The organism is Tundrisphaera lichenicola, from assembly GCF_051175385.1.
GTDB classification, from domain to species: Bacteria; Planctomycetota; Planctomycetia; order Isosphaerales; family Isosphaeraceae; genus Tundrisphaera; species Tundrisphaera lichenicola.
In genome coordinates this window covers 1922239-1945398 of record NZ_CP195106.1, presented here as the reverse complement: position 1 = coordinate 1945398, position 23160 = coordinate 1922239, and the positions used below count along the sequence as shown (strand labels likewise).

The following is a 23160-nucleotide window of genomic DNA, read 5'->3' as shown; positions in this document are numbered from 1 at the left end:
CACCAGGTCCGGTAGCTTATCAGTATCCGCCCTGCTCCTTCTTACGTCGAGACGCCGCTCACTCGCCGAACGACCGCTGTTTCCAGGGGAGGGGCATGGTTGGCGGTTTACGGTGGAGGTCTTTTCGGACATCCTTGGGACGTTTCTGGAACCAGGTGACGAACCTTGCGAGCTGCTTGACCGCTTCTTCGTAAGCCTGGCGTCCCTTCTCGGGAGTGGCCAGTTCGGCATCGCCCAGGACTCCGGTATCGGAATAACTGCTGGTCCAGGAAATCGAGGTTGCCGGCCCGGCGCCGAAGAGGTCCACCCACTGGAATGGGCTCTCCTCTTCGTTGAAGCTGACGACCCCGCTCTTGATCAGATCCTTCCGGACGTCGTCTCCGCTCAGGTAGAGATACAGGGACGTCTCCAGTTCGCACGCGTGAGAGCAACCCCCGGGGAACTTGCTCTCCCGCCATCGAGGGAGGAACTCCTTGTCCACCGTGAGCAGGTTCCACCAGGAGATCGGGACGCATTCGGCGTCGGTCTCCAGGTTGGTCCGGCGGGCCACCAGATCCAGGTTCGGCCAGTTCGAGCCATGGCCATTCAGCAGGATGATCTTCTTGAACCCGTGGTAGGCCAGGCTTCGGGTGACGTCCAGGACCTGGTGGATGAAGTGTTCGAAGTCGGTGTTGATCGTCCCCGGGAAATCCATCACGTGGCCGGTGTAGCCATAAGGGATCACGGGCAGGACCAGCAACCTATCGGCGACTTCCCTGCCGGCACCGTGGGCGACGCCGAGCGGGCAGACGAGATCGACGTCGAGCGGGAGGTGTGCCCCATGTTGCTCGACCGCCCCGCAGGGCACGAGGCAGACCTTCTCCAGCTCGATCGCGTCGTTGATTTCGGGCCAGGTCAGCTTCTCATAGCGGTATTCCTCGCGGGCTCGACTGGCCATCGATGAAGGTCTCCCTGGAAGTGAGATCGGGGTCACGTTGGGGATTAGAACCGATCCCGAGGCTTGGGGAAACGGTCCGCTCGGTGCTTGCCCCGATCGGCCGGGTGGCTTAGATTCGCAGGCGACATCGCGCCGGACCCCCGGATTATCGGATGACGAGATCTCAATCCAAACCGGTTCGAACCTTTCAAGCCAACCCCGGGCGGTCCTCATGAAGTTCAGCTTCCTGTTCTACGATCCGATCGACAGCCTGGAGGAACTCGACCGCCGCATGGGGCTTCTGGCCTCTCTCGGGTATCAGGGGATAGAACTCTCGGCATCCCATCCCCCCCCCTACTCCGTTCGTGAGATCGCCGCGCTGGTCGAGAAGCATCATCTGCCTGTCGTCTCGTTCTTGACCGGCTGGTCGTATCCCAATGAAGGGTTATGCCTGTCGAGCCCCGACCCGACCAATCGTGATCGAGCCGTCCATCGACTGGTCGAGTACGTCGAGCAAGCCGCCGCGTTGAAAGCGTTGATCGTGGTCGGCTTGATGCAAGGGCTTCGGAGCGACGAGCCCGACGACGAGACGGCGAAGAATCGGATCGCCGACTCACTCCGGAGGGTGGCCCAGCAGGCCGAGAAGGTCGGGGGATCGGTCGTGATCGAGCCGGTGAACCACCTTCAGGTCGGCTTCAACAACAGCGTGGCCGAGGCGTTGGCCATCGCAGATCGCGTTGGCTCCCCTGCCCTGGGCGTCATGCTGGACACTTTCCACATGCACATCGAGGAACGCTCGGTTGTCGGGGCAATCCGCCTTCACGCCGCCCAGGCCCGGCACGTCCACCTTTGCGAGACAACCGGGGGGCCGTTCGGGAGCGGGGCCCTCGATTTTCGGGGAGTCCTCTCGGCGCTGGATGAGTCCGGTTACGATCGAGTCGTCTCGATCAAGGTGTATCGACAGCTCGGATGGGAGGAGGCCGCGCGGTCCTCGGCCGAGTACCTCCGAGGGCTCGGGTTCGGAATTTTTCAAGTCCCGGCGAGCTGATCCATGACCCATCTACAGGCCGGAGATCGAGCTTCCGAATCGATCGTGGAGCATCCCTCCGGGGGCCATCCAACCCATGTTCGTCGCGTCGTGTTGGCCTCGGCCTGCGCCCTGGCGGTGGTCACTTATATCCATCGGGCGGGCTTCGGGTCGAATTCCTCGGAGCTGCTCCGCGACCTGGGGATGGACGTCCGCGACCTGGGCTGGATGACCGTTGCCTTCATGCTGGGCTACGGACTCTTCGAGATCCCCTGGGGCCGCCTCGGCGACCGATTCGGGTCGCGAGGCCTGCTTGCACTCGTCGTGCTCGGGGGGTCGTTGCTGACGGCCGGAGTGGCATTCGCCGTTCTACTTCCCAGAGCCTACGCCGTCCAGCTCGGGTTCCTGCTGACGCTTCGGTTCCTGTTCGGGATGTTCCAGGCCGGGACGTTCCCGCTCCTCTCGCGACTGATGGCCGACTGGATGCCGACGACCGAGCGGGGGTCGGCCCAGGGTTTCATCTGGATGTTCAGCCGGGCCGGGGGTGTCCTCGCTCCGCTGTTGATGGTCTGGCTCTTCCATCAGATGGGCAACTGGCGATTGCCATTAGTCCTCGGGGCCGGGCTGGGCTTGGTGTGGTGCCTGGCCGTCTGGCCCTGGTTGCGGAATCGCCCGGAGCAGATGTCCCGGGTAAACGAGGCCGAACTTGCCTTGATCGCGGCGGGGCGGGCCGCGAGGAAGCCGGATTCGCATCACGACGTCCCCTGGCGGGTCATGCTCGGCTCGCGGAATGTCTGGGCCCTCTGGGGGATGTATGGTTGCCTCGGATATAGCGGTAATTTCTTCATGTATCTGTTCGCCAGTTATCTCCAGGATTCTCGCCACTTCGACAAGGACACGGCCAAGTGGCTTTTGGTCGTCCCATTCGCCACCGGGATCTTTGCCTGTATCTCCGGTGGGGTTCTGTCGGACCTGATTATGAAAAGGAGTGGAGATAAGCGGTTGGGCCGTCGGGCTGTCGGGGCCAGCGGGATGGCCTTGGCTGGTCTGATGATGCTCGTTTCTCCCTGGGTCGAAGGCGTCGGTTGGTTGGCCGTTTTGTATGGGGTTTGCTTCATCGGCAACGACCTGGCGATGGGGCCGGCCTGGGCGGCGGCGAGCGACATCGGCGAGCGTCACGCGGGGACCCTGGCCGGCGCGATGAACATGTTCGGTAGCCTGACGGCGGCCCTTGCGGCCGTGGTCGCCGGCCAGCTTTTCTACGCGGCGACCCTGGCCGAGAAGTCCGGCGACATGGCCTCGCACGGGTTCTATATGACCTTGCCCTTCGTGATCTTCGCGGCCGTCTACTTCCTGGGGGCACTCTGCTGGCTTCGGGTCGACGTGACCGAGACAATCCCCCAAGGGGACGATTGAGACGTCTGGTGGGCGGTGATAGGAGCGATTAAGCGTGACGGGCAATCCTTTCGATCTGACCGACCGGACCGCCATCGTCACCGGGGCCGCGAGGGGTCTCGGCCGGGCCATCGCGTTGGGACTGGCCCAGCAGGGAGCGAACCTGGCCCTCGTGGATCGTGACCTGACTGGAGCCGAGGAAGTCGCATCCGAGGTCCGATCCCTGGGCCGCCGAGGGATCGCGATCGAGTGCGACATCGCCGATGGGGCGGCCGTCCGGCGGACCGTCGAGTCGGTCCTTCAAGCCTTCGACCGGATCGACGCCCTTGTCAACAATGCCGGGATCACCCGTCGGATCCCTCTGTTCGACTGGCAGCCGGAGGATTGGGAAGAGGTGATCCGGATCAACCAGGTCGGCCCGTTCCTGATGGCCCGCGAGGTCGGCCGGCACATGGTCGCGAGCCGGTCCGGGAGCATCGTCAATGTCTCGGCCCTGGGCGGAGGGATCATGGGACTGGGCCGGGGGAACGCGGTCTACTGCATGACCAAGGGGGCGGTCGCTTCCCTGACTCGAGACCTCGCGGCCGAGTGGGCTTCGTCCGGGGTCAGGGTCAACGCCATCGCCCCCGGCTGGTTCCGGACCGAGATGAATACTCCGCTCCTGGCGAACGCCGAAGTCCTCGGCAAGATCATCGACCGAGTGCCCCTTGGCAGGCTTGGCGAGCCCGAAGACGTGGTTGGTCCGGCGATCTTCCTGATTTCCGACGCATCCGCCATGATCACCGGGCACCTGCTGCCCATCGACGGCGGGGTCTCCGAGATCGTCAAGATCAGCGATGAACCGGTCATCCGATAAGCAGATCCGAAGCTTAGGACGATCCCTGGAAAGGGCCCAGACGGCGAGTCCGACAGCAGAGTGCCCAGACCAGATAGACCCTGGCGTGGAGCCGCCAGAACCAGGGCGTGATCGGCTTCAGGTCCGTCGTCGAGGACGAAAGGACGGGATCCCTCGTGAAGACCTCGAGCAAATCGAACGGGTTCACCCCGTGGATCAGCCCACCTCGTCGGGCAAGCTTCGGGAGCAGATCGATCAGCGATTCCTCCGGGGTTGAAGTCAGCATGGGCAGTGCATCCGAAGAGACCACATCGGTGATCAGGACAAGTTGGCCCCCAGGCCGAGCCAGTTGGGCCATCAGGCGAAGGTGGCCCAGCCGGATCGCCCGGACGGCTTCGATAAATCTTGGGTGCGATACTCCGAGCTGGCATGAGGCATTACCGATGATTTGACTGAGGAGGCAGGTCGAACCAACCACGTCGAACGGCCCCGGCAAGGCCAGGCCGACTCGTCGGGCGGGCCATTCCATCATCGCTTGCAGATCCGCATCCGAGATCGGCGAAAACGGAGTCCATCGGCCGATCGAATCGAGCAGCCCGGTCAGGTCGATGCCGCCGTGCCGCTGGAGCGATGGGGAACTTGTCACCCGTTGACGCTCAGCCCCTCGCCCCAGCGCCTCGGGATCGAGGTCGACCAGATGGACCTCGCGATGGGCGTCCAGGAGCGCGGGGAGGTCGAGGTCATTGGAGTTGCCCGCCCCGAGGATGCAGAGCCGAGTGGGCCCTCTCTCAGCCCCGGCCCCGAGCAACGCCGACACCTTCCGGCGATGCCCGGCGAACCCGTCCCACTGATCTCGGCTCAGGGCGTTGAACCCGGCCTGTTTCTTCGCGAGTTCGTGCAAGTCATCGACCCCGTCGGAGTGCCCGACCCGGCCTCTCTCCGGTGGGCGATCCTCCATCCAGCACGATCCGCCCATTGACGACCACGTGCTCAATCCCTTCATTGTAATGGAATGGATCGGCATAAGTGGAATGGTCGATCACGCGGGCTGGGTCGAAAACCGTCACGTCGGCCATCGCGCCGACCCGGAGTATCCCCCGATCGACGAGCCCGAGCTTCGAGGCGTTGAGCGAGGTCATTTTCCGGATGGCGTCTTCCAGGCTCAGCAGGTGCCGCTCCCGGACGTAGACGCCCAGGACGCGCGGGAATGTCCCGAAGTTCCTCGGGTGGGGATGCCCCCGACGCAGAGCCCCCTCGATCGCCAGGGCCGAGCCATCCGAGCCGACCGAGCACCAGGGCTGGAGCAAGGCTAGGTTCATATCTTCCTCGGTGTGGTGGGCATAGATGGTCGAGATCGAGCCCCCTTCTTCGAGGAGGAAGTCGAACATCTCGTCGAGCGGGTCGGGCTGAGGGGCCCGGCCCTCGGAGCGAATCTTGAGGATCGCGTCCATCGTCAGGCCCTCGAATCGGTCGTTCCGGCCGGTCAGATTGGCACTCAGGAGCATCCGGGACCAGTCGCCCCCGACGGCCAGATAGTGGTTGTACCAGCCCGGCAAACCCTCGCGGATTTCCCGCTTCATCCTGTCGCGGAGCGTTGCGTCCTTGAGCCTGGCGAGCAATGCTTCGCGGTCCCCTTCGTGTACCCACGGGGGGAGGATGCTCACCAGATCATTGTTGCCTCGGGTATACGGATAGACGTTCGCCTGCACGTCAACCCCGCGTGCCCGAGCCTCGTCGATCAATCCGACGATCTCGGACATCCGACCCCAGAGGGTCTTCTCGGCGATCTTCAGGTGGGTGATCTCCACCGGGACACTGGCGCGTTCGCCGATCTCGATCACCTCCCGGATCGACCGGAGTACGTCCAGCCCTTCGCTCCTCATGTGCGAGGCGAAGATCCCGCCGTGGCGGGCGACGACCTTGCCGAGGAAGACCAGGTCATCGGTCGTCGCCACCATCTCCTGAGGGGCGGCGAGCATCGTCGAGAGCCCGAGTGCCCCGTCCTGCATCGCCCCTTCGAGGATCGTCGCCATCTCGTCGAGTTGCATCGGGGTGGGCCGATCGAAGGAGTCGCCCATCACGCACCGCCAGACATTCCCGAGCCCGACATAAGTCGCCACGTTGACGGCGACGCCCGAGCGCTCCAGGGTTCCAAAATAGTCGTAGATCGAGGTCAATTCCGTCGACTTTCCCTGGACCTCGACCACCTTCGGAGCGAGCTTGCCCCGATGCGGTCCCACAGATCGATCTTCCCCCAGGACCTCGGTCGTCACCCCCTGGCGTATCTTGCCCGGGGCGTCCCCGTCCTCGAAGAGGACCCAGTCCGAATGCGAGTGGGCGTCGATGAAACCCGGGGCCACCACCCTCCCCGTGGCGTCGATCGTCCTTTGGGCCGGAACCTCCGGGGCGATCCTCCCCAGTGCCTCGATCCGGCTACCGCGAATCCCCACGTCACCCCAACGCCATGGGTTCCCAGTCCCGTCGACGATCCGACCGTTGCGGATCACCAGATCGAAGGCCCGGTCCTCTGCGCACGCGAGCATGGCCGGGGCCAGAACGGACAGGAAGCCCAGACACCAGTACCGGATGGGTCTCAACATGGGCAAGGTCCCTGGGATGACACACTCGGAGATAATCCGCCACTCGACCGGACGATACCACCCCTGGAATCCCGGCGAAAGTCTCTCCGGGAGGGCTTCATCCAGGTTTCAACCAGATTCACGCCCTGGCCGCCAAAAACCTTGGTCATTCTCAAACCTTTTCTGTTCAAAAACTTGCGTCCTATCATGTTCCGCGAGGTGGCTTCGTTCCGCGCCGTGCAATGGCTTCGTTCCGCGCCGCGCAATGGCTTCGTTCCGCGCCGCGCAATGGCTTCGTTCCGCGCCGCTCAATGGCTTCGTTCTGACTATCTCAGACCATGAGGTCGTCGCTTGAGTCGAAGATTCCGGGGGCTGAGAACTCGAATAATCTCCCGGTAACGGTACAACCCGTGCGATCGCTGAGGGTCGCCCTTCGATTCAGTATCGCGAATGTGCGAGTGGCCTCCTCATGGTTTTCTCGGACTGGATTTCATTCCGAATGATTCATGGGTCGTTAGTGGGGAGGGATCGGGCTTGTGCAACCTGGCTCTTTCCAACAATAATTCAACTTGAGGAATCGATCCTGGAAGGGTTCATCATGAACATCTTGAGGGCGTCCCTGGTCGCACTGCTGTTCCTGCCCTCGATGGCGGCTCGGGCCGACGACCCTTTGACGTTCGAGCGTGACGTCCGGCCGATCCTCAAGGCTTATTGCCTGGATTGCCACGGCGCGGGCGACAAGCCCAAGGGAATGCTCGACTTGCGGCTCAAACGTACGGCCGAGCATGGTGGCGAGAGCGGGCCGGCCCTGGTCGCGGGCCAGCCGGTCGAGAGCCTCCTGCTGGAGCGCATCCGCGAAGGCGAGATGCCCCCGGGCGAGAAGAAGGTCCCGAAAGATCAGGTGGCCGTGATCGAGCGCTGGATAGCCTCGGGGGCATCGACCGCTCGGGAGGAGCCCGAGAGCTTGCCGCCCGGCCTGGGGATCACCGCCGAGGAGCGTGCCTTCTGGGCCTTCCAGCTGGTCCTGCATCCCGAGCCTCCCACGTGCCTCCCATCCGATCCGATCCGCTCGCCGATCGATGCCTTCCTGCTGATCAAGCTCAAGGAGCGCGGCCTGACCTTCGCGCCCGAGGCCGATCGATCCACCCTGATCCGCCGGGCCAGCGCCGACCTGACCGGTCTCCCACCGACATGGGCGGAGGTCGAGGCGTTCGTCAACGACGATTCGCCCGATGCCTATGAACGGATGATCGACCGGCTGCTGGAATCTCCCCACTATGGAGAGCGATGGGGACGTCACTGGCTCGACGTGGCGGGTTACGCCGATTCGGAAGGGAATGGTTCCGACGACACCCCTCGTCCCCACGCTTATAAATATCGCGACTACGTCATCAAGGCGATCAACTCGGATAAGCCGCTCGACCGCTTCCTCATCGAGCAGCTCGCCGCCGACGAGATGGTCCCCCGGCCCTGGACGAACCTGACGCCCGATCAGGCCGAAACCCTGGCCGCCACCGGGTTCCTGAAGATGGCCCCGGACGGGACCGCCACCGGATCGGCCGACGAGCCCCTGGCCGCCAACCAGGTCGTGGCCGACGCGATCAAGGTGTTCGGATCCTCGATCCTCGGACTGACGGTGGCCTGTGCCCAATGCCACGACCACAAATACGACCCGATCCCCCAGGCCGACTACTTCCGCCTCCGGGCCGTCCTGGAACCGGCGCTCGACCCGCAACACTGGCGAAGGCCCGTGCAGCGACGAATCTCGCTCTACACCGATGCCGATCGGGCCAAGGCGGCCGCGATCGACGCCGAGGCGGCCGAGCTATCGAAGGCCCTCGCCGAGAAGACCAAGATTTTCGTGGATCGGGCGTTCGAGAAGGAACTCGCGAAGTTCCCGGAGGAGCAACGCCCCGTGCTCAAGGCGGCGTTCGAGACGCCGGACAAAGACAGGACCGACGAGCAAAAAGCCTTGCTCGCGGCCAACCCCAGCGCGAACCTGAGCCCCGGCGTCCTCTATCAGTACGACGCCGCTTCTGCCGAGGAATTGAAGAAGGATCAGGCCGCGGTCGCCGCCAAGGTCGGCGAGAAGCCTTTCGAGGACTTCGTAAGCGTCCTCGACGAAGTGCCGGGCATCCTGCCGGAGACGAAGATCTTCCACCGGGGTGACTATCGACGGCCAACCGAGGCGGTCAATCCCGGCGACCTGACCATCGCGAGCCCTGAAGGGGAACGATTCGAGGTCGCGTCGGATGACCCCGCCCTGCCCTCGTCCGGTCGGCGATTGGCCTATGCCAGGCACCTGGTTGATGGACGGCATCCGATGGTCGGTCGAGTCGTCGCCAATCGGATTTGGCTCCACCATTTCGGTCGGGGACTCGTGGATACGCCGGGCGACTTCGGCGTCCTGGGGGGGAGGCCCAGTCATCCCGAGTTGCTCGACTGGCTGGCCTCCGAACTCGTCGGTCGGGGCTGGAGCCTCAAGCAGATGCACCGACTGATCATGAGATCGGTTGCCTACCGGCAGTCTTCGAGACGCGACCCGGGCGCGGATTCGGTGGATGTCGAGAATACCTTGCTGAGTCACTACCCGGTTCGTCGGCTCGACGCCGAAGTGATCCGGGATCGGATGCTTGCCGTGAGCGGGAAGCTCGACCGGACCGCCCTCGGTCCCGCCGTGAGCGTGGCCGAGGATACCGTCGGGCAGGTGATGCCCGCGGGAGATTCCACACGCCGGAGCGTCTATCTGGAGGTGAAGCGGACCCGCCCGGTCTCCCTGCTGGCGGCCTTCGACCTCCCGGTGATGGCGGTGAACTGCGACCGGCGGACGGCCTCGACCTCGGCACCTCAGTCATTGATGCTGATGAATAGCGACTTCATCCTGGGCCAGTCGAAGGCGATGGCCGAGCGACTGATCGCCGAGACTCCCAGCGGTCTCGACCTGGGTCCGGCCTCGGCCTTCGCCTGGTCGACCGCAGAATACAGAGGGCCGAAGGGTTCCACGCTCCCGAAGATGATCGCGCAGGCCTGGTTGCTCGCCTACCAGCGCCCGATCACCACCGACGAACTGGATGCGGCTTGCTCGTTTGTCGACCAGCACCTGACCGGCCCGGGGCTCGACGCTCCCGCCAACGGGAAGGAACTGGCGGCACTGACCCAGCTCTGTCAGCAACTCCTCAGCTCGAACGAGTTCCTCTATGTCGACTGATCCCAAGCATCCGAGTCGGCGGGACCTCCTGGCGAACTCCGCCTTCGGGGTCGGTGCCTTCGCCCTCGCCCACCTCCTGCACGCGGACGGACTGCTGGCCGACACGCCCAAGAAGCCCGGCGAGAACCTCCCGCTGGACCTCAGCCCTCGTCGGCCACCGTCGACGCCACAGGCCACCGCGATGATCTCGCTGTTCATGCACGGCGGGCCGTCCCATGTCGACCTCCTCGATCCCAAGCCCGAGTTGACCAAGCACCACGGGACCGAGTACGGGGGTGATGTCCAGTTCAGCTTCGTGAATCGGGCCAGCAAGAAGTTACTCGGCTCGCCGTTCAAGTTCGCCAAGCATGGCCAATCCGGGACCGAGGTCTCGGAGTTGCTTCCCGAGATCGCGGGGATCGCGGACGACCTCTGCGTCCTCCGATCCATGCACACCGGGCACAACGGCCACGAGGTCTCGATCCGCTATTTCCACGGGGGAGTCGCCGGGGTCACGGGCCGTCCCACCCTGGGAAGCTGGATCACCTACGCACTCGGGAGCGAGTCGCGGGAACTGCCCGCTTACATGGTCCTGTCCGACCCGGGAGGGCATCCGGTCGACGGGACGCACAACTGGGAAAGCGGGTTCCTGCCGCCGCTCTACCAGGGGACGGTCCTCCGCCCCCAGGAGCCGAGGATCCTGAACCTCGACGCCCCTCCACAACTCCGAGGCGAGGTCCAGGCGAGGAACCTGGCGTTCCTCGATCGTCTCAACCGAAGCCACCTGGAGCGGCATCCGGGCGAGGCCGACCTCGAAGCTCGGATCAAGACCTACGAACTGGCCGCCGGGATGCAGACCGCCGCCAAGGAGGCTCTCGACGTCTCGAACGAGCCCGAATACATCAAGAAACTCTACGGTCTCGATCAGGACGAGACACGCGAGTACGGGACCCGTTGTTTAATCGCCCGGAGACTGGTCGAGCGAGGGGTCCGGTTCGTCCAGCTCTTCCTCGGCGGACAGCCCTGGGACAACCACAGCTCGATCAAGACATCGCTCCCTGGCATCTGCCGGAGGACCGATCGACCCGCCGCCGCGCTGGTTAAAGATCTGAAGCAACGAGGCCTACTTGACACGACCTTGGTCCACTGGGGCGGCGAGATCGGACGACTTCCGGTGAGCGAGGGGACCCTGGACGATTCGGCCGGTCGCGACCACAACGGGCAGGGTTTCTCGATCTGGATGGCTGGCGGGGGGATCAAGGGGGGCATGACCTTCGGGGCCACGGATGAAGTGGGCCATCGGGCCGTCGAAAATGTGGTGACACCCAACGACTTTCAGGCTACCGTCCTGCATTTGCTCGGGCTTGATCACGAGCAACTGGTTTACCACGCCAACGGTCGAGAACAGCGCCTGACCGATGGCCACTCGGCCCGGGTCGTCCGGGAGATCCTGGCATCGACCCCTGCGGTTTAACGCCGGGGTCGTGCCGTTCGGTGGATCAATCGACCAGCTTGAGGTCGAGCCTGTGATGATTCCGGGAAATCTCCTCGATCAGGCCCGACTCCAGCGAGTTGCTGTAGCGAGTGGGGATCAGCTTGCTGTCTTTGAGGATGTCCGCACCTTTCGTGACATCCTCGATTTCAGGCCCCTGGAAATCCCTCGCTTTCGTCGTCTTCAGGAATTCTTCGTTGTAAGCCGAGATGGAGATCCGGTATTTCCCAGGCTTGATCCCATCACCCGGAGAGTTTGAGTAAACTTCCTGGATCTCCCCGTCGACGATCCTGCCAGAGGCCGGGATCCCTCCGAACTGGGTCGGCAAGAAGTGGATCGCGCCCAGTTTCACCGGTTTGTCCCGATAGGTTACGGTCCCCGAGACCGTCAGGACTTGCTCGAGTTCCTCATACTCCGCAGGGCACCCGGAGAAGGCGATCGATACTGCGAGGGCGAGGAGTGGAAGGCCGGAGCGGATCGATCGATCCATGAATGAGTACCTGAAGGTGTCCGTGGGATGGGGGCCAAGCCTTCGGTCCTAGGGACGGTCCGGACTCATTCGGTCAGTTCGAAGTCGATCTTGTTGGACTCTTCCTTGACTTCCTTCTCCAGCCCCGAGGTGTCCGCGAGGCTGTACTTGGAAGGGACGAGCGACTTGGCGTTCTTGGTGGCCTTGAGGAATGTCTTGTCGTGGTGAAACTGGCCGCCCTTGGCGATGGCCTCCATCTCCTTGGTGTCGACCACCTTGGAGACCACGGTCACCTTGTATTTCCCGGGGAGTGCCCCATCGTTCGGAGCCAGGGTCGTGAGCGTATAGTAACCATCCACGATTTCTCCCGAAGCGGGCCGTCCGTCGGGACTGGTCGGGATGAAATTGATCGTACCGGCCTTGACCGGCTCTTGCTTGAATATCACCATCCCCTTCACGGGATAACGTTTGCCCAGATCGGTGTCGTCTCCACAACCGAGGCAAGCGAAGAATGACAATGAGGCGAGAAAAGCGGGCCGAAATCCCGGATGATTTTGCGTGATCATGGCTTCGATTATCCTGAATTGAAGGCTGAGAGCCGGATGCCCGGGTTGAATGCCTAGGCCCCGGCAAGGCGAATCAGTTATCCCCGATGACTCCCGCGAAATTGATCGGGATGCGTTGCGAACGGGCGTCGGGGTGGTAATGTCAACGAGCCCACGGATCGAGAGTAGATGTGAGAGTCACCGATGCGACTCCACTTTTCCTCGATCCGATCGACTCCATCGACCCTCGAAATATCCAGGTTCCGCAGTCGCAAAACATGGAGGAGAACCCGGGGAACGGGAACTCTCGGGAGGGCGAACGACGCTCCTCCCGAGTACCGCTGGAGGATGGCTCAGTACTGGTCGGCCGAGATGACTTCGCCGCCATTTCGGCTGCCGAGGGCGCAGTAGGTGGCCATATTGATGCTCTTCTTGAGGAAGTGAACCGAGCCGTCAGCGAAGGCGAAGTTAGCCCCGCCGGGGTGGAGGCTCACGAAACCCTTGGCTGCGGCACCGAATCGGCAACCGAGGGGAGCCGAAGCACCCTGCCAGTTGTTGTTGCAATTAGAGCTGCTGGGATCGACCGTGTTGCTATTCCAGCCGACGGGGACCGTCATCCCGGCCAGGCCGCCATTCTGGAACCAGAAGTTGCTGTCGGCCGCCCGGCTCGGCATCATCTCGCCGACGATGACCGTGTTGCTCGTGCCATCGGTCACGCTGGCGATGGTCGGCGGGGCCTGGGTGAGACGATAGTCGAAGAAACCACGCATGCTACCGGCACCCTTGGTGAATCCGTCGGGCGGCCCGAAGTTCGTCCCCCAGTAGCCGTTCCACCCAATTCTAGGCTGGCCGACGGCAGGGCTGCCGTTCCACGGGGTCTCCCAGGGGAGGTTGCCGCAGAGCACGCCGCCGCAATAATTGTCGCCGAAGCTCCCCGCGTAGTTCGACACCGGGGTCCAGGCCGTGACCTGGCCCGTATTGATGTCGGTCACCTGGTTGCAGAACTGACCCTTGGGATTGCCGCCGGGGACCTGCCCGTTGGGGAGTTTGCCGCCCTGATTCTCTCCGTCCGAGGGGCAGAGGAACGAGTTGAACGTGAGTGTGTAGGCGGTGTACATGGCGGCCGCCGCCGCACCTCCATTGTTCGCGTTCACGCTGAAGTTGATCGCGTTATACGTGTTGTTCTGCTCGATCTGCGGCAAGATCAAGGCTCGCCAGCTGAGCGAGTTAGCACCGGCGGCCCATGGATCGCCATTCAGGGTGATACCGCCGGGGGGATAAGTGCCGACGGTGTCGACATAATTCGCCATCGCCAGGCCGATTTGCTTCAGATTGTTGACGCACTGGGTTCGGCGGGCCGCCTCTCGTGCCGCCTGCACCGCCGGCAGCAGCAGGGCGATCAGGACCGCGATGATCGCGATCACGACCAGCAATTCAATGAGCGTGAAGCCTGCTCTGACTCGTCTAAAATGTGATGTGTGCATGACAGATCCTTCTTCGTCGAATTGAAAAGGACGTGAAACGCGGAGAGGGGTTCATAACCCAAGGCGCGGACGAATCCTTTGCGACAAGCCCCGAGAGCGTAACCCGTGAGAGGTCAATCCAGACCGTGGCGATCACGGGTGGATGAGACTCGCCTGGATAACCGATCGGACAGATCGACAATTCAGCCCGACTTGTCGTCGGGTCTCTGCTGTGTCGCGGTCGTTGGGACAGTCTCGGAAAAGAAGAATCCGGACCGATGGCAGAACGGGAGATTGATCCCGCAGCATTGGATTTGAACGGACGCTAGGCTATTCGGAGGACAAGAGTAAGTCAAGAATATTTCATTCGGCTGAATGTGAAATTCTGCCGATCGGTGGTGCCGAGCTCAACGCGGTCCGATTTCGTAACGTCAATTGCGTGCGATCGGCAAAACCGGGTCACGTGATGGTTTCAGGAATGATTAAATCTGATCGATAATCGGTAGCTCGGAGCGGGCCGCTGACGACGCCGCCCCCTCCCTTTGGACAATACGCCCCTCGACGCGATGAGATCGATCTTAACTTCGTCCAAGTACAGAATGAACGACCCGTCCATGGACATCGGTCAGGCGGAATTCACGTCCTTGGGAGCGGTACGTCAGCCGGGTATGGTCGATTCCGAGAAGATGAAGAAGAGTCGCCTGGAAGTCGTGAACGTGAACGGGGTCCTTCGCGACGTTGTATCCGAATTCGTCGGTCTCGCCGTAAGAGAGGCCGGGCTTGATCCCTCCGCCGGCCATCCAGATCGTGAAGCAGCGGGGGTGGTGATCCCGGCCATAGGTCTTGGCGTTGGGGTCGCCCTGAGAGAAGACGGTCCGACCGAATTCGCCGCCCCAGATCACCAAAGTCTCGTCCAGGAGTCCGAGCCTCTTGAGATCCTTCACCAGGCCTGCCGAGGGCTGGTCGGTGTCTCGGCACTGGATCTCGAGCTGGGTGGGTAGATTCTGGTGCTGATCCCAGCCGGCATGAAAAAGCTGGATGTGTCGGACGCCACGCTCGGCGAAACGGCGGGCCATCAGGCAATTCCGGGCGAACGAGCCGGGCCGGAGGACGTCTGGCCCGTAGAGTTCCAGGACGCTCGCCGGCTCGTTCGAGACGTCGGACAACTCGGGGACCGAGGTCTGCATCCGGAAGGCCATCTCGTACTGGGAGATCCGTGTCGAGATCTCGGGGTCGCCCGTCTCCTCCAGGCGGAGCCGGTTGAGCCGTGCCAAGTCATCGAGCTGCCCTCGACGGGTCGAGGCATCCACACCCGGGGGATTCGACAGATAGAGGACGGGATCGCCCTCGGATCGAAGCTTGACGCCCTGGTATTTGGAGGGCAGGAAGGCGCTCCCCCAGTAGTGCTCGAAGAAGAGTTGCCCGCACGAAGCCTCGCGGTCGCGCGAGGTCAGGACGATAAAGCTGGGTAGATTCTCGTTCAGGCTACCCAATCCATACGAGAGCCAGGCACCGAGGCTGGGGCGACCGGGTTGTTCGGCCCCCGTCAGGAGGAAGGTGACGGCAGGAGCATGGTTGATCGCCTCGGTGTGCATCGACTTGACGAAGCAGAGGTCATCGGCGATCGAGGCCGTGTGCGGGAGGAAGTCGCAGAGCCAGGCCCCCGACTCGCCATACTGTCGGAATCCCGTGATCCCCGGCAGGAGGGGGCGACTCTTCTGGCCGGCGGTCATGGTGGTCAGCCGCTGCCCCTGGTGGACCGACTCGGGGAGTTCTTCGCCCCTGCGTCGGATCAACTCGGGCTTGAAGTCGAAGAGGTCGACGTGTGACGGTGCACCCCCTTGCATCAAGTAGATGACCCGTTTCGCACGGGGGGCGAAGTGCGGGAGGCCGGGCAAGGCTCCGACGGGGCCATCCTCGGCCCCGGCGAGGAGGTCACGCCCGAGGAGCGAGGCGAGGGCGGCGGTCCCCAGCCCGATGGCCGATCGGCCGAAGAACTGGCGTCTCGTCTCGGCCTGGTGGTACTCGATCCGGGGGTCCATGGGACGCTCCTCACTCCTTGGTGATGGTCTCGTCCAGGCCCAGGATGGTGCTGGCCAGGACGGTGTAAGCGGCCAGTTCGGGGACGTCGAGGCCGGGATCGCGGGGGGACTCACCGATCGAGACAAGCATGAGCGCGGCCTCGGGATCGGCCCGATAGTGGTCGAGCTGGCGACGAAGGCCGTCGATCAGGACTTCCCGCTCGGCCTTGTTCGGCTTCCGGGAGGTGGACATTCGAAAGGCCAGTTCCACGCGGTCCTCTACTGTGGGCCCCCTTTGGTTCAAGAGTCGACTTGCCAGCCCTCGGGCGGCCTCGATGTAGGCCACGTCGTTCAGGAGGATCAGCGATTGCAATGGTGTATTCGTCGTCGGCTGGCGGACGGTACAGACCTGGCGGGCGGCCACGTCGAAGAGGTCGGGTGGGCCGACGGTCCTCCTCCAGAAGGTGTAGAGGCTCCGTCGGTAGAGCCCCTCGCCGTGGTCCTGCTGGTAGCGAATCTTCCCGAAGCTCATCTCCTCCCAGATACCGGGAGGTTGATACGGGAAGACGGGAGGGCCCCCGATCTTCTCGACCAGGAGCCCTCCAAGGGCCAGCGCCTGATCCCGGAGGATGGTCGATGCCAGTCGATGACGCGGCCCCCTGGCGAGCAGCCGATTCTCCGGATCGCGCTCCAAGGCCTCGGGGGTGACCTTCGAAGACTGGCGATAGGTTGCGCTGGTGATGATCGACCGATGAAGGGCCTTTACGTCCCAGTCATGTTCGACGAACTCGACGGCCAGCCAGTTGAGCAGTTCGGGATGACTCGGAGGTGTGCCCTGGACTCCGAAATCCTCCGAGGTCTTCACCAGCCCGACCCCGAAGAAAGTCTGCCAGGCTCGGTTAACCGCCACGCGAGCCGTCAGTGGATGGGCGGGGTCGACGAGCCATCGGGCCAGGGCCAGGCGATTGGGAGGGGCATCGCTGGGCAGGGTAATGAGCCGGGACGGGACCCCGGGCTGGACCGGCTCGCCGGGCTTGTCCCAGGCCCCGCGGATGAGTATGGCCGAGGGTCGAGGCTCGGGCCGCTCTTCCATCACCATGACCTCGGGGATGGACTTCTCGAAGTCCCCCTGAGACTGACGGTCGGCGGCAAGTTCCGCTTCGATCTTCCGATATCGGGCCGAGAGATGAAGCCGGTAATGTTCGCGGATCGAGGCGCGTTGCGTTTCGTCGCGTCGGTCGGAGGGAATAGCGAGCGCCTGAGCTACCTGGGGAGGTAAGAGGGGATCGCTCGATGTCGAGAGCCGAAACCGGCCCATCGTGTGCTGGTCGTGCTTCGACTCATAATGAAAGCGGAGGCGAAGCTCGGTTCCTCCGGGGAAACCCACCGGGGTTTTGAAAGGGAAAGTCGCCGTGAGATCGCGGCTGGGGGCACCCATCACGGCCCATCCGGAAGCGGGGTCGGCGTCGATGACGCCCGAGACGTCCCAGCCGGGCTGTGAGAAGTCGGCCTGAGGTCCATCGAACGCGATCTTCTGGATCTGGGATGGTGCGTCGAGGGAGACGATTTCGACTTCGAGTTCATTCAGGACGAAGTTGCCGTTTTCCGGGGCTCGTCCCGGTCCCAGAGAGGGGAGTGACTCGTGGGAGAGGGCCTCCAGCCGGAGTCCGGTCAAGTGGGCCTGATCGGTCCGAAAGACAACCTCGTGGACGTCGGTGGAGGGGCTTTCCCCTCCGGCGAGGATCGATCGGTCCTCAAGCCGGGTCAGTGTGGCCCCGGCCCTGGACGAGATAGAGATGGGGTCGGCCACGATCCAGGAAGGGGATGGATCGCTAATGCTCCGTTCCCATTCGGCTTGCTCCGCGTCGATCTCGGGCAAGGCTGCGTCGAGTCGGGCCTTCGCGGCCTCGATAGCGACCCGAAGCTCGGCGAGCCGAGCTTCGGACTCCGGGGTCATCACCTTCATGACGGGCGCGGCGTTACCGCCCCGGTCGACTCCGCCCGACTCGGGCAAATTGTTGAAGTAGGCGAAGAGTCCGTAATATTCTTTCTGTGTGATCGGATCAAACTTGTGGTCGTGGCACCGGGCGCAAGCGATGGTCAGGCCTAGCCAGACGGTGGACGTGGTGTCGACCCGATCGACGACGTAGTCGACTCGAGACTCCTCGGGGACCCTTCCCCCTTCGCCGTTGAGCATGTGGTTTCTGTGGAACCCGGTGGCGAGTCGCTGGGACTGAGTCGCCTCGGGCAAAAGGTCTCCGGCGATCTGTTCGACCGTGAAGCGATCGAAGGGGAGGTTCTCGTTCAGGGAGCGGACGACCCAGTCGCGCCAGGGCCACATCGTCCGGGTACCGTCTCCCTGGTATCCATTGGTATCGGCATAGCGAGCCGCATCGAGCCAGGCCAGGGCCATACGCTCACCGTACCGGGGCGAGGCCAGCAGGCGGTCGACGATTTTTTCGAAGGCGTCGGGACTCGTGTCTTTCAGGAAAGAGTCGATCTCGTCGAGGGTGGGTGGTAGGCCGGTCAGGTCGAGCGTGGCCCGGCGGATCAAGGTCGTCCGGTCGGCCTCGGGCGAGGGACACATCCCTTCGCGATCGAGGCGTTCGAGGACGAAGGAATCGATCGGGTTTCGCGCCCGAGAGGGTTCCTTGATGGTGGGAACAACCGGTCTGCGGGGTCTCAAGAGCGACCAGTGTTCTTTCCACTCGGTCCCTTCCCTCACCCATCGGCGGAGAGTCTCGATTTCGGCGGCGGAGAGTTGGCGGCGGGCATCCCGCGGAGGCATTCGCTCGTTTAGGTCATCCGAGCTGATTCTCAGGAGGGCTTCACTCTCATCCACCTTCCCCGCTTCGAAGGGATGCCGACCATCGACCCCCAGGAAGGCTCCTTCACGCGTGTCGAGCCTTAGGTCGGCCTTGCGTCGGGCCTTGTCTGGGCCGTGGCAGGGGAAGCAGGTGTCGGAGAGGATCGGCCGGACGTCTCGATCGAAGTCGACCCTCCCCGACCGTTCCGGCCCATCTGCCAAGGCAACCGTCGAGATGACCCACCAGGCCAGGACGAGGCGGGGGTCCGGCCAGAATCTCCGGCGGATCATGGTCGAGTCTCCGGTTCTCGGTGGGATCGCTCGTTTCATTGGAGCAGTCCGGGGCGGGGACTGCAACCCGATCGGTCGAAGCCGGGTCTGCTCAGGCCGAACCCTCCGAGCCCTTGGCGAGTCCGCTAGAATGCGAATTGTGGCGCGACGTTGGTTGGTGTACGGGGGCGGGCGAAGACATGGCGGAAATCGGGTCGAGCAAGGATGCCAGGCCGGGCCGGAGGATGGTTACCGCGGCGCTCCTGCTGGCGATGGGGGTGGCCGCCCTGGAGCAGACGGTCGTCTCGACCGCCATGCCCAGCATCATCGCCCAGCTCAAGGGGCTGGACATTTATCCATGGGTCTTCTCGGCCTATCTTCTCGCGTCGACCGTGACCACCCCCGTCTACGGGAAGCTGGCCGACCTCTGGGGTCGTCGCCGGGTCCTCCTGTTCGGACTCGGCCTGTTCACCCTGGGCTCGGTCCTCTCGGGTCGGGCGTCGACGATGCCCGAGCTGATTGCCATGCGAGTGGTTCAAGGACTGGGTGCCGGGGCGATCGGCCCGATCGTCCTGACCATGCTCGGAGACCTGTTCACGCTGGAAGAGCGAGCGCGGGTCCAGGGGCTTTTCAGCGCGGTTTGGGGTATCTCCAGCGTGGCCGGTCCCTGGCTCGGGGGCTATCTCACCGACAATCTTTCCTGGCGATGGGTCTTCTATGTGACCGTTCCGTGCGCCATCCTCTCGATGTGGGTCCTGGTTTGCCACGTAAAAGAGGATGTGCAGAAGGCCAGGTCCCAACCGATCGACTGGGCCGGGGCCGGGCTCCTGGCGAGCGGATCGACCTTGTTACTGCTTGCGATCCTCCGAGGCCCCTCGGCCTCGATCGGGTCGGTGGTCGGGCTGGGATCGGTCGCCTTGGCAATTCTGGCAGGTTTTGTTGTCGTGGAGTATCGGGCGAGTGACCCGATCCTTCCTCCTGACCTGTTCACCCGACCCTCGATCGCGGCGGCCATCGCCGGGAGCTTCCTGATCGGGGCCCTCCTGTTCGGAATCGATACTTATGTCCCGCTCTATGTCCAGGGGGTCCTGGGGGGCAAGGCAACGCAGGCTGGTGAGGTCATCACCCCACTCTTCCTTTCGTGGGCGATCAGCGTGGCACTGGCAGCCAAGGTCGTGGTTCGCTTCGGCTTCCGGACCACGGGTGTCGTGGGTATGGGGATGCTCGCGCTAGGAATGTGCGGGCTGGCCCTGGGGGCGGATCGACCGACTCAGGCTCTCCGGTATTTTCAGGTCTCGCTGGTGGTGATCGGCCTGGGCTTCGGCCCGGCTTCCTTATGTTGCATCCTTGGAGTCCAGAACGAGGTCGACTGGAACCGGCGGGGGGTGGCCACCGGGGCCGTCACCTTCAGCCGGGTCCTGGGTGGAGCCCTGGGTGTGGGAATGCTCGGAGCGACCCTGGCCTTCGAATTCTCCCGACGACTCGCCTCGGCGGGGGCCAGCGGGATCGACGTGGTCGCCGCGCTCCGTCCTGAGACGCACCAGCTACTCTCGATCGAACAGTTGCACGCCGTCCAGGGGGCGCTCGGGCGGACCCTTCGCGATGTCTTCCTCCAGATGCTCGGGCTCTCTGTGGTCGCGATCCTCTGCGCTTCTCGACTCGCCGCCGGTCGAGCGGTCTCCCGGATCGATCGTCCCTCCGAGGCTCCTGAGGTCGACTTTGCCCCGATTCCCGCGATGGATCACTGATTGACCCGGGGTTGACGCCGATCGCCCGGCGCGGAATCATTCCGCCCTTCGGACTTTACTCGAACCGGGACGATCGCGATCATGGCCTACTGGTTGTTCAAGTCGGAGCCCGACTGCTTCTCTTTCGCCGACCTTTGCGAGGCCCCCGGTCGGACGACGGGCTGGGATGGTGTCCGTAACTTCCAGGCCCGGAACTTCCTCCGCGACTCCATCCAGGTCGGCGATGGCATCCTCTATTACCATTCCAGCTGCGATCCCCCCGCGATCGTCGGGATCGCCGAGGTGGTCGAGGCCGGTCATCCCGACCCGACGGCGTTCGACCCTTCGGCCGACCATCACGATCCCAAGAGTCGTCCCGAGTCCCCGACCTGGTATCAGGTCTCGATCCGGGCCGTTCGACCGATCGACCCGGTCATTACCCTCGGCCAACTCCGTGAGATCCCCGAACTGGCCGGGATGGAGTTGCTCCGTAAGGGAAGTCGGCTCTCCGTCCAACCGGTCCGAGAACCCGAGTGGGCCGCCGTTCTCGAACTTGCCGAGTCCCGATAATCTTTCGGAATCCGCGGATTAATCCAGGAAGTTCAAGTCCAACTTGCAGGGGATTCCTGCGAAATCGGTCAGAAATCCGAAATCCCTAACAGGCTAATTCGAATCGACTTACGCTAGCCTCCCGGAGATTACCTACCATGTCCCGGATCGAGCATGTCGCGATTTTCGCCGCAGATCCCGCAGCATTGAAGGATTTCTACGAAGAAGTTTTCGGGCTTCGAGTGATCCTCGACAACGGACGAGGGACCCCGCCCGGTTACTTCCTGGCCGACAACGCAGGATTCGCCGTGGAGATCATCGGACGACCCGAGGGCTCACCAGTCGTCGACCAACGCTACTCCAGCCACATCGCATTCCTCGTCGAGGACGTGCTCGCCACCCGGTCGGAGCTGGAAGCCCGAGGTCTGGTCTTCGAGAACGAGACCTTCGTCGACAATGACTCGATGACTACCGCTTTCTTCCGAGACCCCGAGGGGAATCGACTTCAGATCGTCCGAAGGAAGAAGCCCCTCGGTGGCTGATCAGATTGACCGCCTAAATAATTTCGTTTCCGCTCCAAAATTCGTGTCCTACACTCGTCTTTTTTTCGGTCCACGGCTTAGGTTCTTCTTGGCGACTCGACAGAAAAGCGATCGAAAGCGAAATTAATCGGTTGAAGGCGACGGATTCTGCGATCCTAACAATCAAGGTAGAAGGATTCATGATCGAGAGTTTCCATGATCGGTTAGGAGTGAACTCTACAGTTTATAAGCAGAATGCCTTCTTAGCTTAGAACAATTGGGCAGGCTTGCCTGTACGCCTTCATGCATGATATCATTTCTTTGAGGTCGCTTTGATGCTGCTCTCGCCGTAAGAGAGTCATTTCTGTATCCTTGCCGCGCCGTTGGGACGGGGCGGATGAGGATTGATCGAGAAGATCGAGGTTCGGCCGGAAAGGAGAAGCATCGACCGTGGACGGCAAGGATCGCGGCAAAATTCGACGATCCTACCGGCCTGGAGTCGAGGCCCTGGAGGCCTTGCGTCATCTGAGCGTCGGCGTAGAGACGCCGATGGGGTTGGTCGTCGAGCAATCGACTTTTGCGTTCCCGAGCGTACCGGTCGTCCCGACGATCCCGGACCAGGCCTGGGACGCCGCGCTGAACTCCTCGAGGGTTGCCGATCTGCTCTCGACCGAGGCCGACCTGGCCCCGATCGATCAGGCGGATGTCTCTGCCGGTTTACGGCAGATGGACCGCTATCTGTCCCGTGCCTGGTTCCGCGCCGGTATTTCGGTCCAACAGCATGATGACTGCACTCAGGCCGTCTATGCGACACTCCTACAGGGGATGGGACGCGATCGGTTCGACCGCCTGCTCTCGGAAGTCGGCCAGTCCGGGATTCGAGAGGTCCTGAGCCGCGAGACCGCCGACGGGCCGGATTTCTTCCGGGCGATCGATACCATCAAGAAGCGGGCCCAGCGAGAGCGGACCTTCCAGACACTCGATGCCGCCTCACTTTATCGCGCCGATAACTCTCGGCCATCGGACTGGCAGAGCACCTTACAGGAAGCGATTCGATCCGCCCTCAATCCCCGAGAAGCGGCGCTAATTCAGGCGACACTCCAGGGAGAGACTCCCGCCGAAATCGCCCAGCACTGGGGCATCGCACCCAAGACGGTGAGCAACGAGAAGACACGAGCCCTCCAGAAACTTCGCGACGCCCTGGTTTCCGATCTCCTCGACTGATCGCTTGACCCACCTCATCCTCTCTCCCCTCGACTGCGCCAACTCCTTAGCTTGTCTACTTCGCCATCTCCCGACCTTCCAGCCTAATTCTGGACAGGAAGGTCTACTTGATCGCGAACGTCGCCGGAATCTAC

Annotated in this window: 17 protein-coding genes; 9 read left to right on the top strand and 8 right to left on the bottom strand. The window is 63.1% G+C overall.

Going from position 1 to position 23160, the window contains the following annotated elements; translation table 11 throughout:
• Window positions 1–58: 58 nt before the first annotated feature.
• Complete coding sequence (locus P12x_RS07620; protein WP_435010274.1) at window positions 59–937, bottom strand: creatininase family protein; 879 nt, start codon at window positions 935–937, stop codon at window positions 59–61.
• A gap of 211 nt (window positions 938–1148) precedes the next feature.
• Here P12x_RS07620 and P12x_RS07615 point away from each other — a divergent pair, with 211 nt between their 5' ends.
• Genes P12x_RS07615 through P12x_RS07605 form a run of 3 tightly spaced genes read left to right on the top strand, consistent with a single transcriptional unit; the run spans window position 1149 to window position 4194 of the window.
• Window positions 1149–1964, top strand: a complete 816-nt coding sequence (locus P12x_RS07615; protein WP_435010273.1) for a TIM barrel protein — start codon at window positions 1149–1151, stop codon at window positions 1962–1964.
• Window positions 1965–1967: 3 nt separating this feature from the next.
• Window positions 1968–3359 carry an MFS transporter gene (locus P12x_RS07610; protein WP_435010272.1) on the top strand — a complete coding sequence of 464 codons (1392 nt, stop codon included), beginning with the start codon at window positions 1968–1970 and terminating at the stop codon, window positions 3357–3359.
• A 34-nt stretch (window positions 3360–3393) separates the two neighbouring features.
• A complete protein-coding gene (locus P12x_RS07605) occupies window positions 3394–4194 on the top strand; it encodes an SDR family NAD(P)-dependent oxidoreductase (protein WP_435010271.1) in 801 nt (266 codons plus the stop codon).
• 13 nt (window positions 4195–4207) lie between these two features.
• Here P12x_RS07605 and P12x_RS07600 read toward each other — a convergent pair whose 3' ends face one another.
• Entirely contained in the window at window positions 4208–5074 is an 867-nt protein-coding gene (locus P12x_RS07600; protein ID WP_435010269.1) for a hypothetical protein, read from the bottom strand.
• Window position 5075: 1 nt separating this feature from the next.
• Window positions 5076–6773, bottom strand: a complete 1698-nt coding sequence (locus P12x_RS07595; RefSeq protein WP_435010268.1) for an N-acyl-D-amino-acid deacylase family protein — start codon at window positions 6771–6773, stop codon at window positions 5076–5078.
• A 577-nt stretch (window positions 6774–7350) separates the two neighbouring features.
• Between P12x_RS07595 and P12x_RS07590 the strand changes: the two genes are divergently transcribed.
• Together P12x_RS07590 and P12x_RS07585 are read left to right on the top strand one after the other, a co-directional pair.
• Window positions 7351–9960 (top strand): PSD1 and planctomycete cytochrome C domain-containing protein, encoded by a 2610-nt coding sequence (locus P12x_RS07590; RefSeq protein ID WP_435010267.1) that lies wholly within the window; start codon window positions 7351–7353, stop codon window positions 9958–9960.
• Complete coding sequence (locus tag P12x_RS07585; RefSeq protein ID WP_435010266.1) at window positions 9950–11413, top strand: DUF1501 domain-containing protein; 1464 nt, start codon at window positions 9950–9952, stop codon at window positions 11411–11413. The genes P12x_RS07590 and P12x_RS07585 overlap by 11 nt, the downstream gene beginning before the upstream one ends.
• 25 nt (window positions 11414–11438) lie before the next feature.
• On the opposite strand, the gene P12x_RS07580 is transcribed toward P12x_RS07585, so the two are convergent.
• The 5 genes from P12x_RS07580 to P12x_RS07560 all read right to left on the bottom strand — a co-directional run bounded on the left by P12x_RS07580 (window position 11439) and on the right by P12x_RS07560 (window position 19026).
• A complete protein-coding gene (locus P12x_RS07580; protein ID WP_435010265.1) occupies window positions 11439–11921 on the bottom strand; it encodes a hypothetical protein in 483 nt (160 codons plus the stop codon).
• 65 nt (window positions 11922–11986) lie between these two features.
• Window positions 11987–12466: a hypothetical protein gene (locus P12x_RS07575; protein WP_435010264.1), complete on the bottom strand. Its 480-nt coding sequence runs from the start codon at window positions 12464–12466 to the stop codon at window positions 11987–11989.
• Between the two features lie 332 nt (window positions 12467–12798).
• Window positions 12799–13929, bottom strand: a complete 1131-nt coding sequence (locus P12x_RS07570; RefSeq protein WP_435010263.1) for a DUF1559 domain-containing protein — start codon at window positions 13927–13929, stop codon at window positions 12799–12801.
• Window positions 13930–14486: 557 nt separating this feature from the next.
• Window positions 14487–15950 (bottom strand): DUF1501 domain-containing protein, encoded by a 1464-nt coding sequence (locus tag P12x_RS07565; RefSeq protein ID WP_435010262.1) that lies wholly within the window; start codon window positions 15948–15950, stop codon window positions 14487–14489.
• A 10-nt stretch (window positions 15951–15960) separates the two neighbouring features.
• Window positions 15961–19026 carry a PSD1 and planctomycete cytochrome C domain-containing protein gene (locus P12x_RS07560; protein ID WP_435010261.1) on the bottom strand — a complete coding sequence of 1022 codons (3066 nt, stop codon included), beginning with the start codon at window positions 19024–19026 and terminating at the stop codon, window positions 15961–15963.
• A 179-nt stretch (window positions 19027–19205) separates the two neighbouring features.
• Between P12x_RS07560 and P12x_RS07555 the strand changes: the two genes are divergently transcribed.
• From P12x_RS07555 to P12x_RS07540, 4 genes are all read left to right on the top strand, one after another.
• Complete coding sequence (locus P12x_RS07555) at window positions 19206–20753, top strand: MFS transporter (RefSeq protein WP_435010260.1); 1548 nt, start codon at window positions 19206–19208, stop codon at window positions 20751–20753.
• Between the two features lie 81 nt (window positions 20754–20834).
• Complete coding sequence (locus P12x_RS07550) at window positions 20835–21302, top strand: EVE domain-containing protein (protein ID WP_435010259.1); 468 nt, start codon at window positions 20835–20837, stop codon at window positions 21300–21302.
• A gap of 137 nt (window positions 21303–21439) precedes the next feature.
• Complete coding sequence (locus P12x_RS07545) at window positions 21440–21823, top strand: VOC family protein (protein WP_435010258.1); 384 nt, start codon at window positions 21440–21442, stop codon at window positions 21821–21823.
• 429 nt (window positions 21824–22252) lie between these two features.
• Window positions 22253–23026 (top strand): RNA polymerase sigma factor, encoded by a 774-nt coding sequence (locus tag P12x_RS07540; RefSeq protein WP_435010257.1) that lies wholly within the window; start codon window positions 22253–22255, stop codon window positions 23024–23026.
• The last annotated feature ends 134 nt before the right edge of the window (window positions 23027–23160 follow it).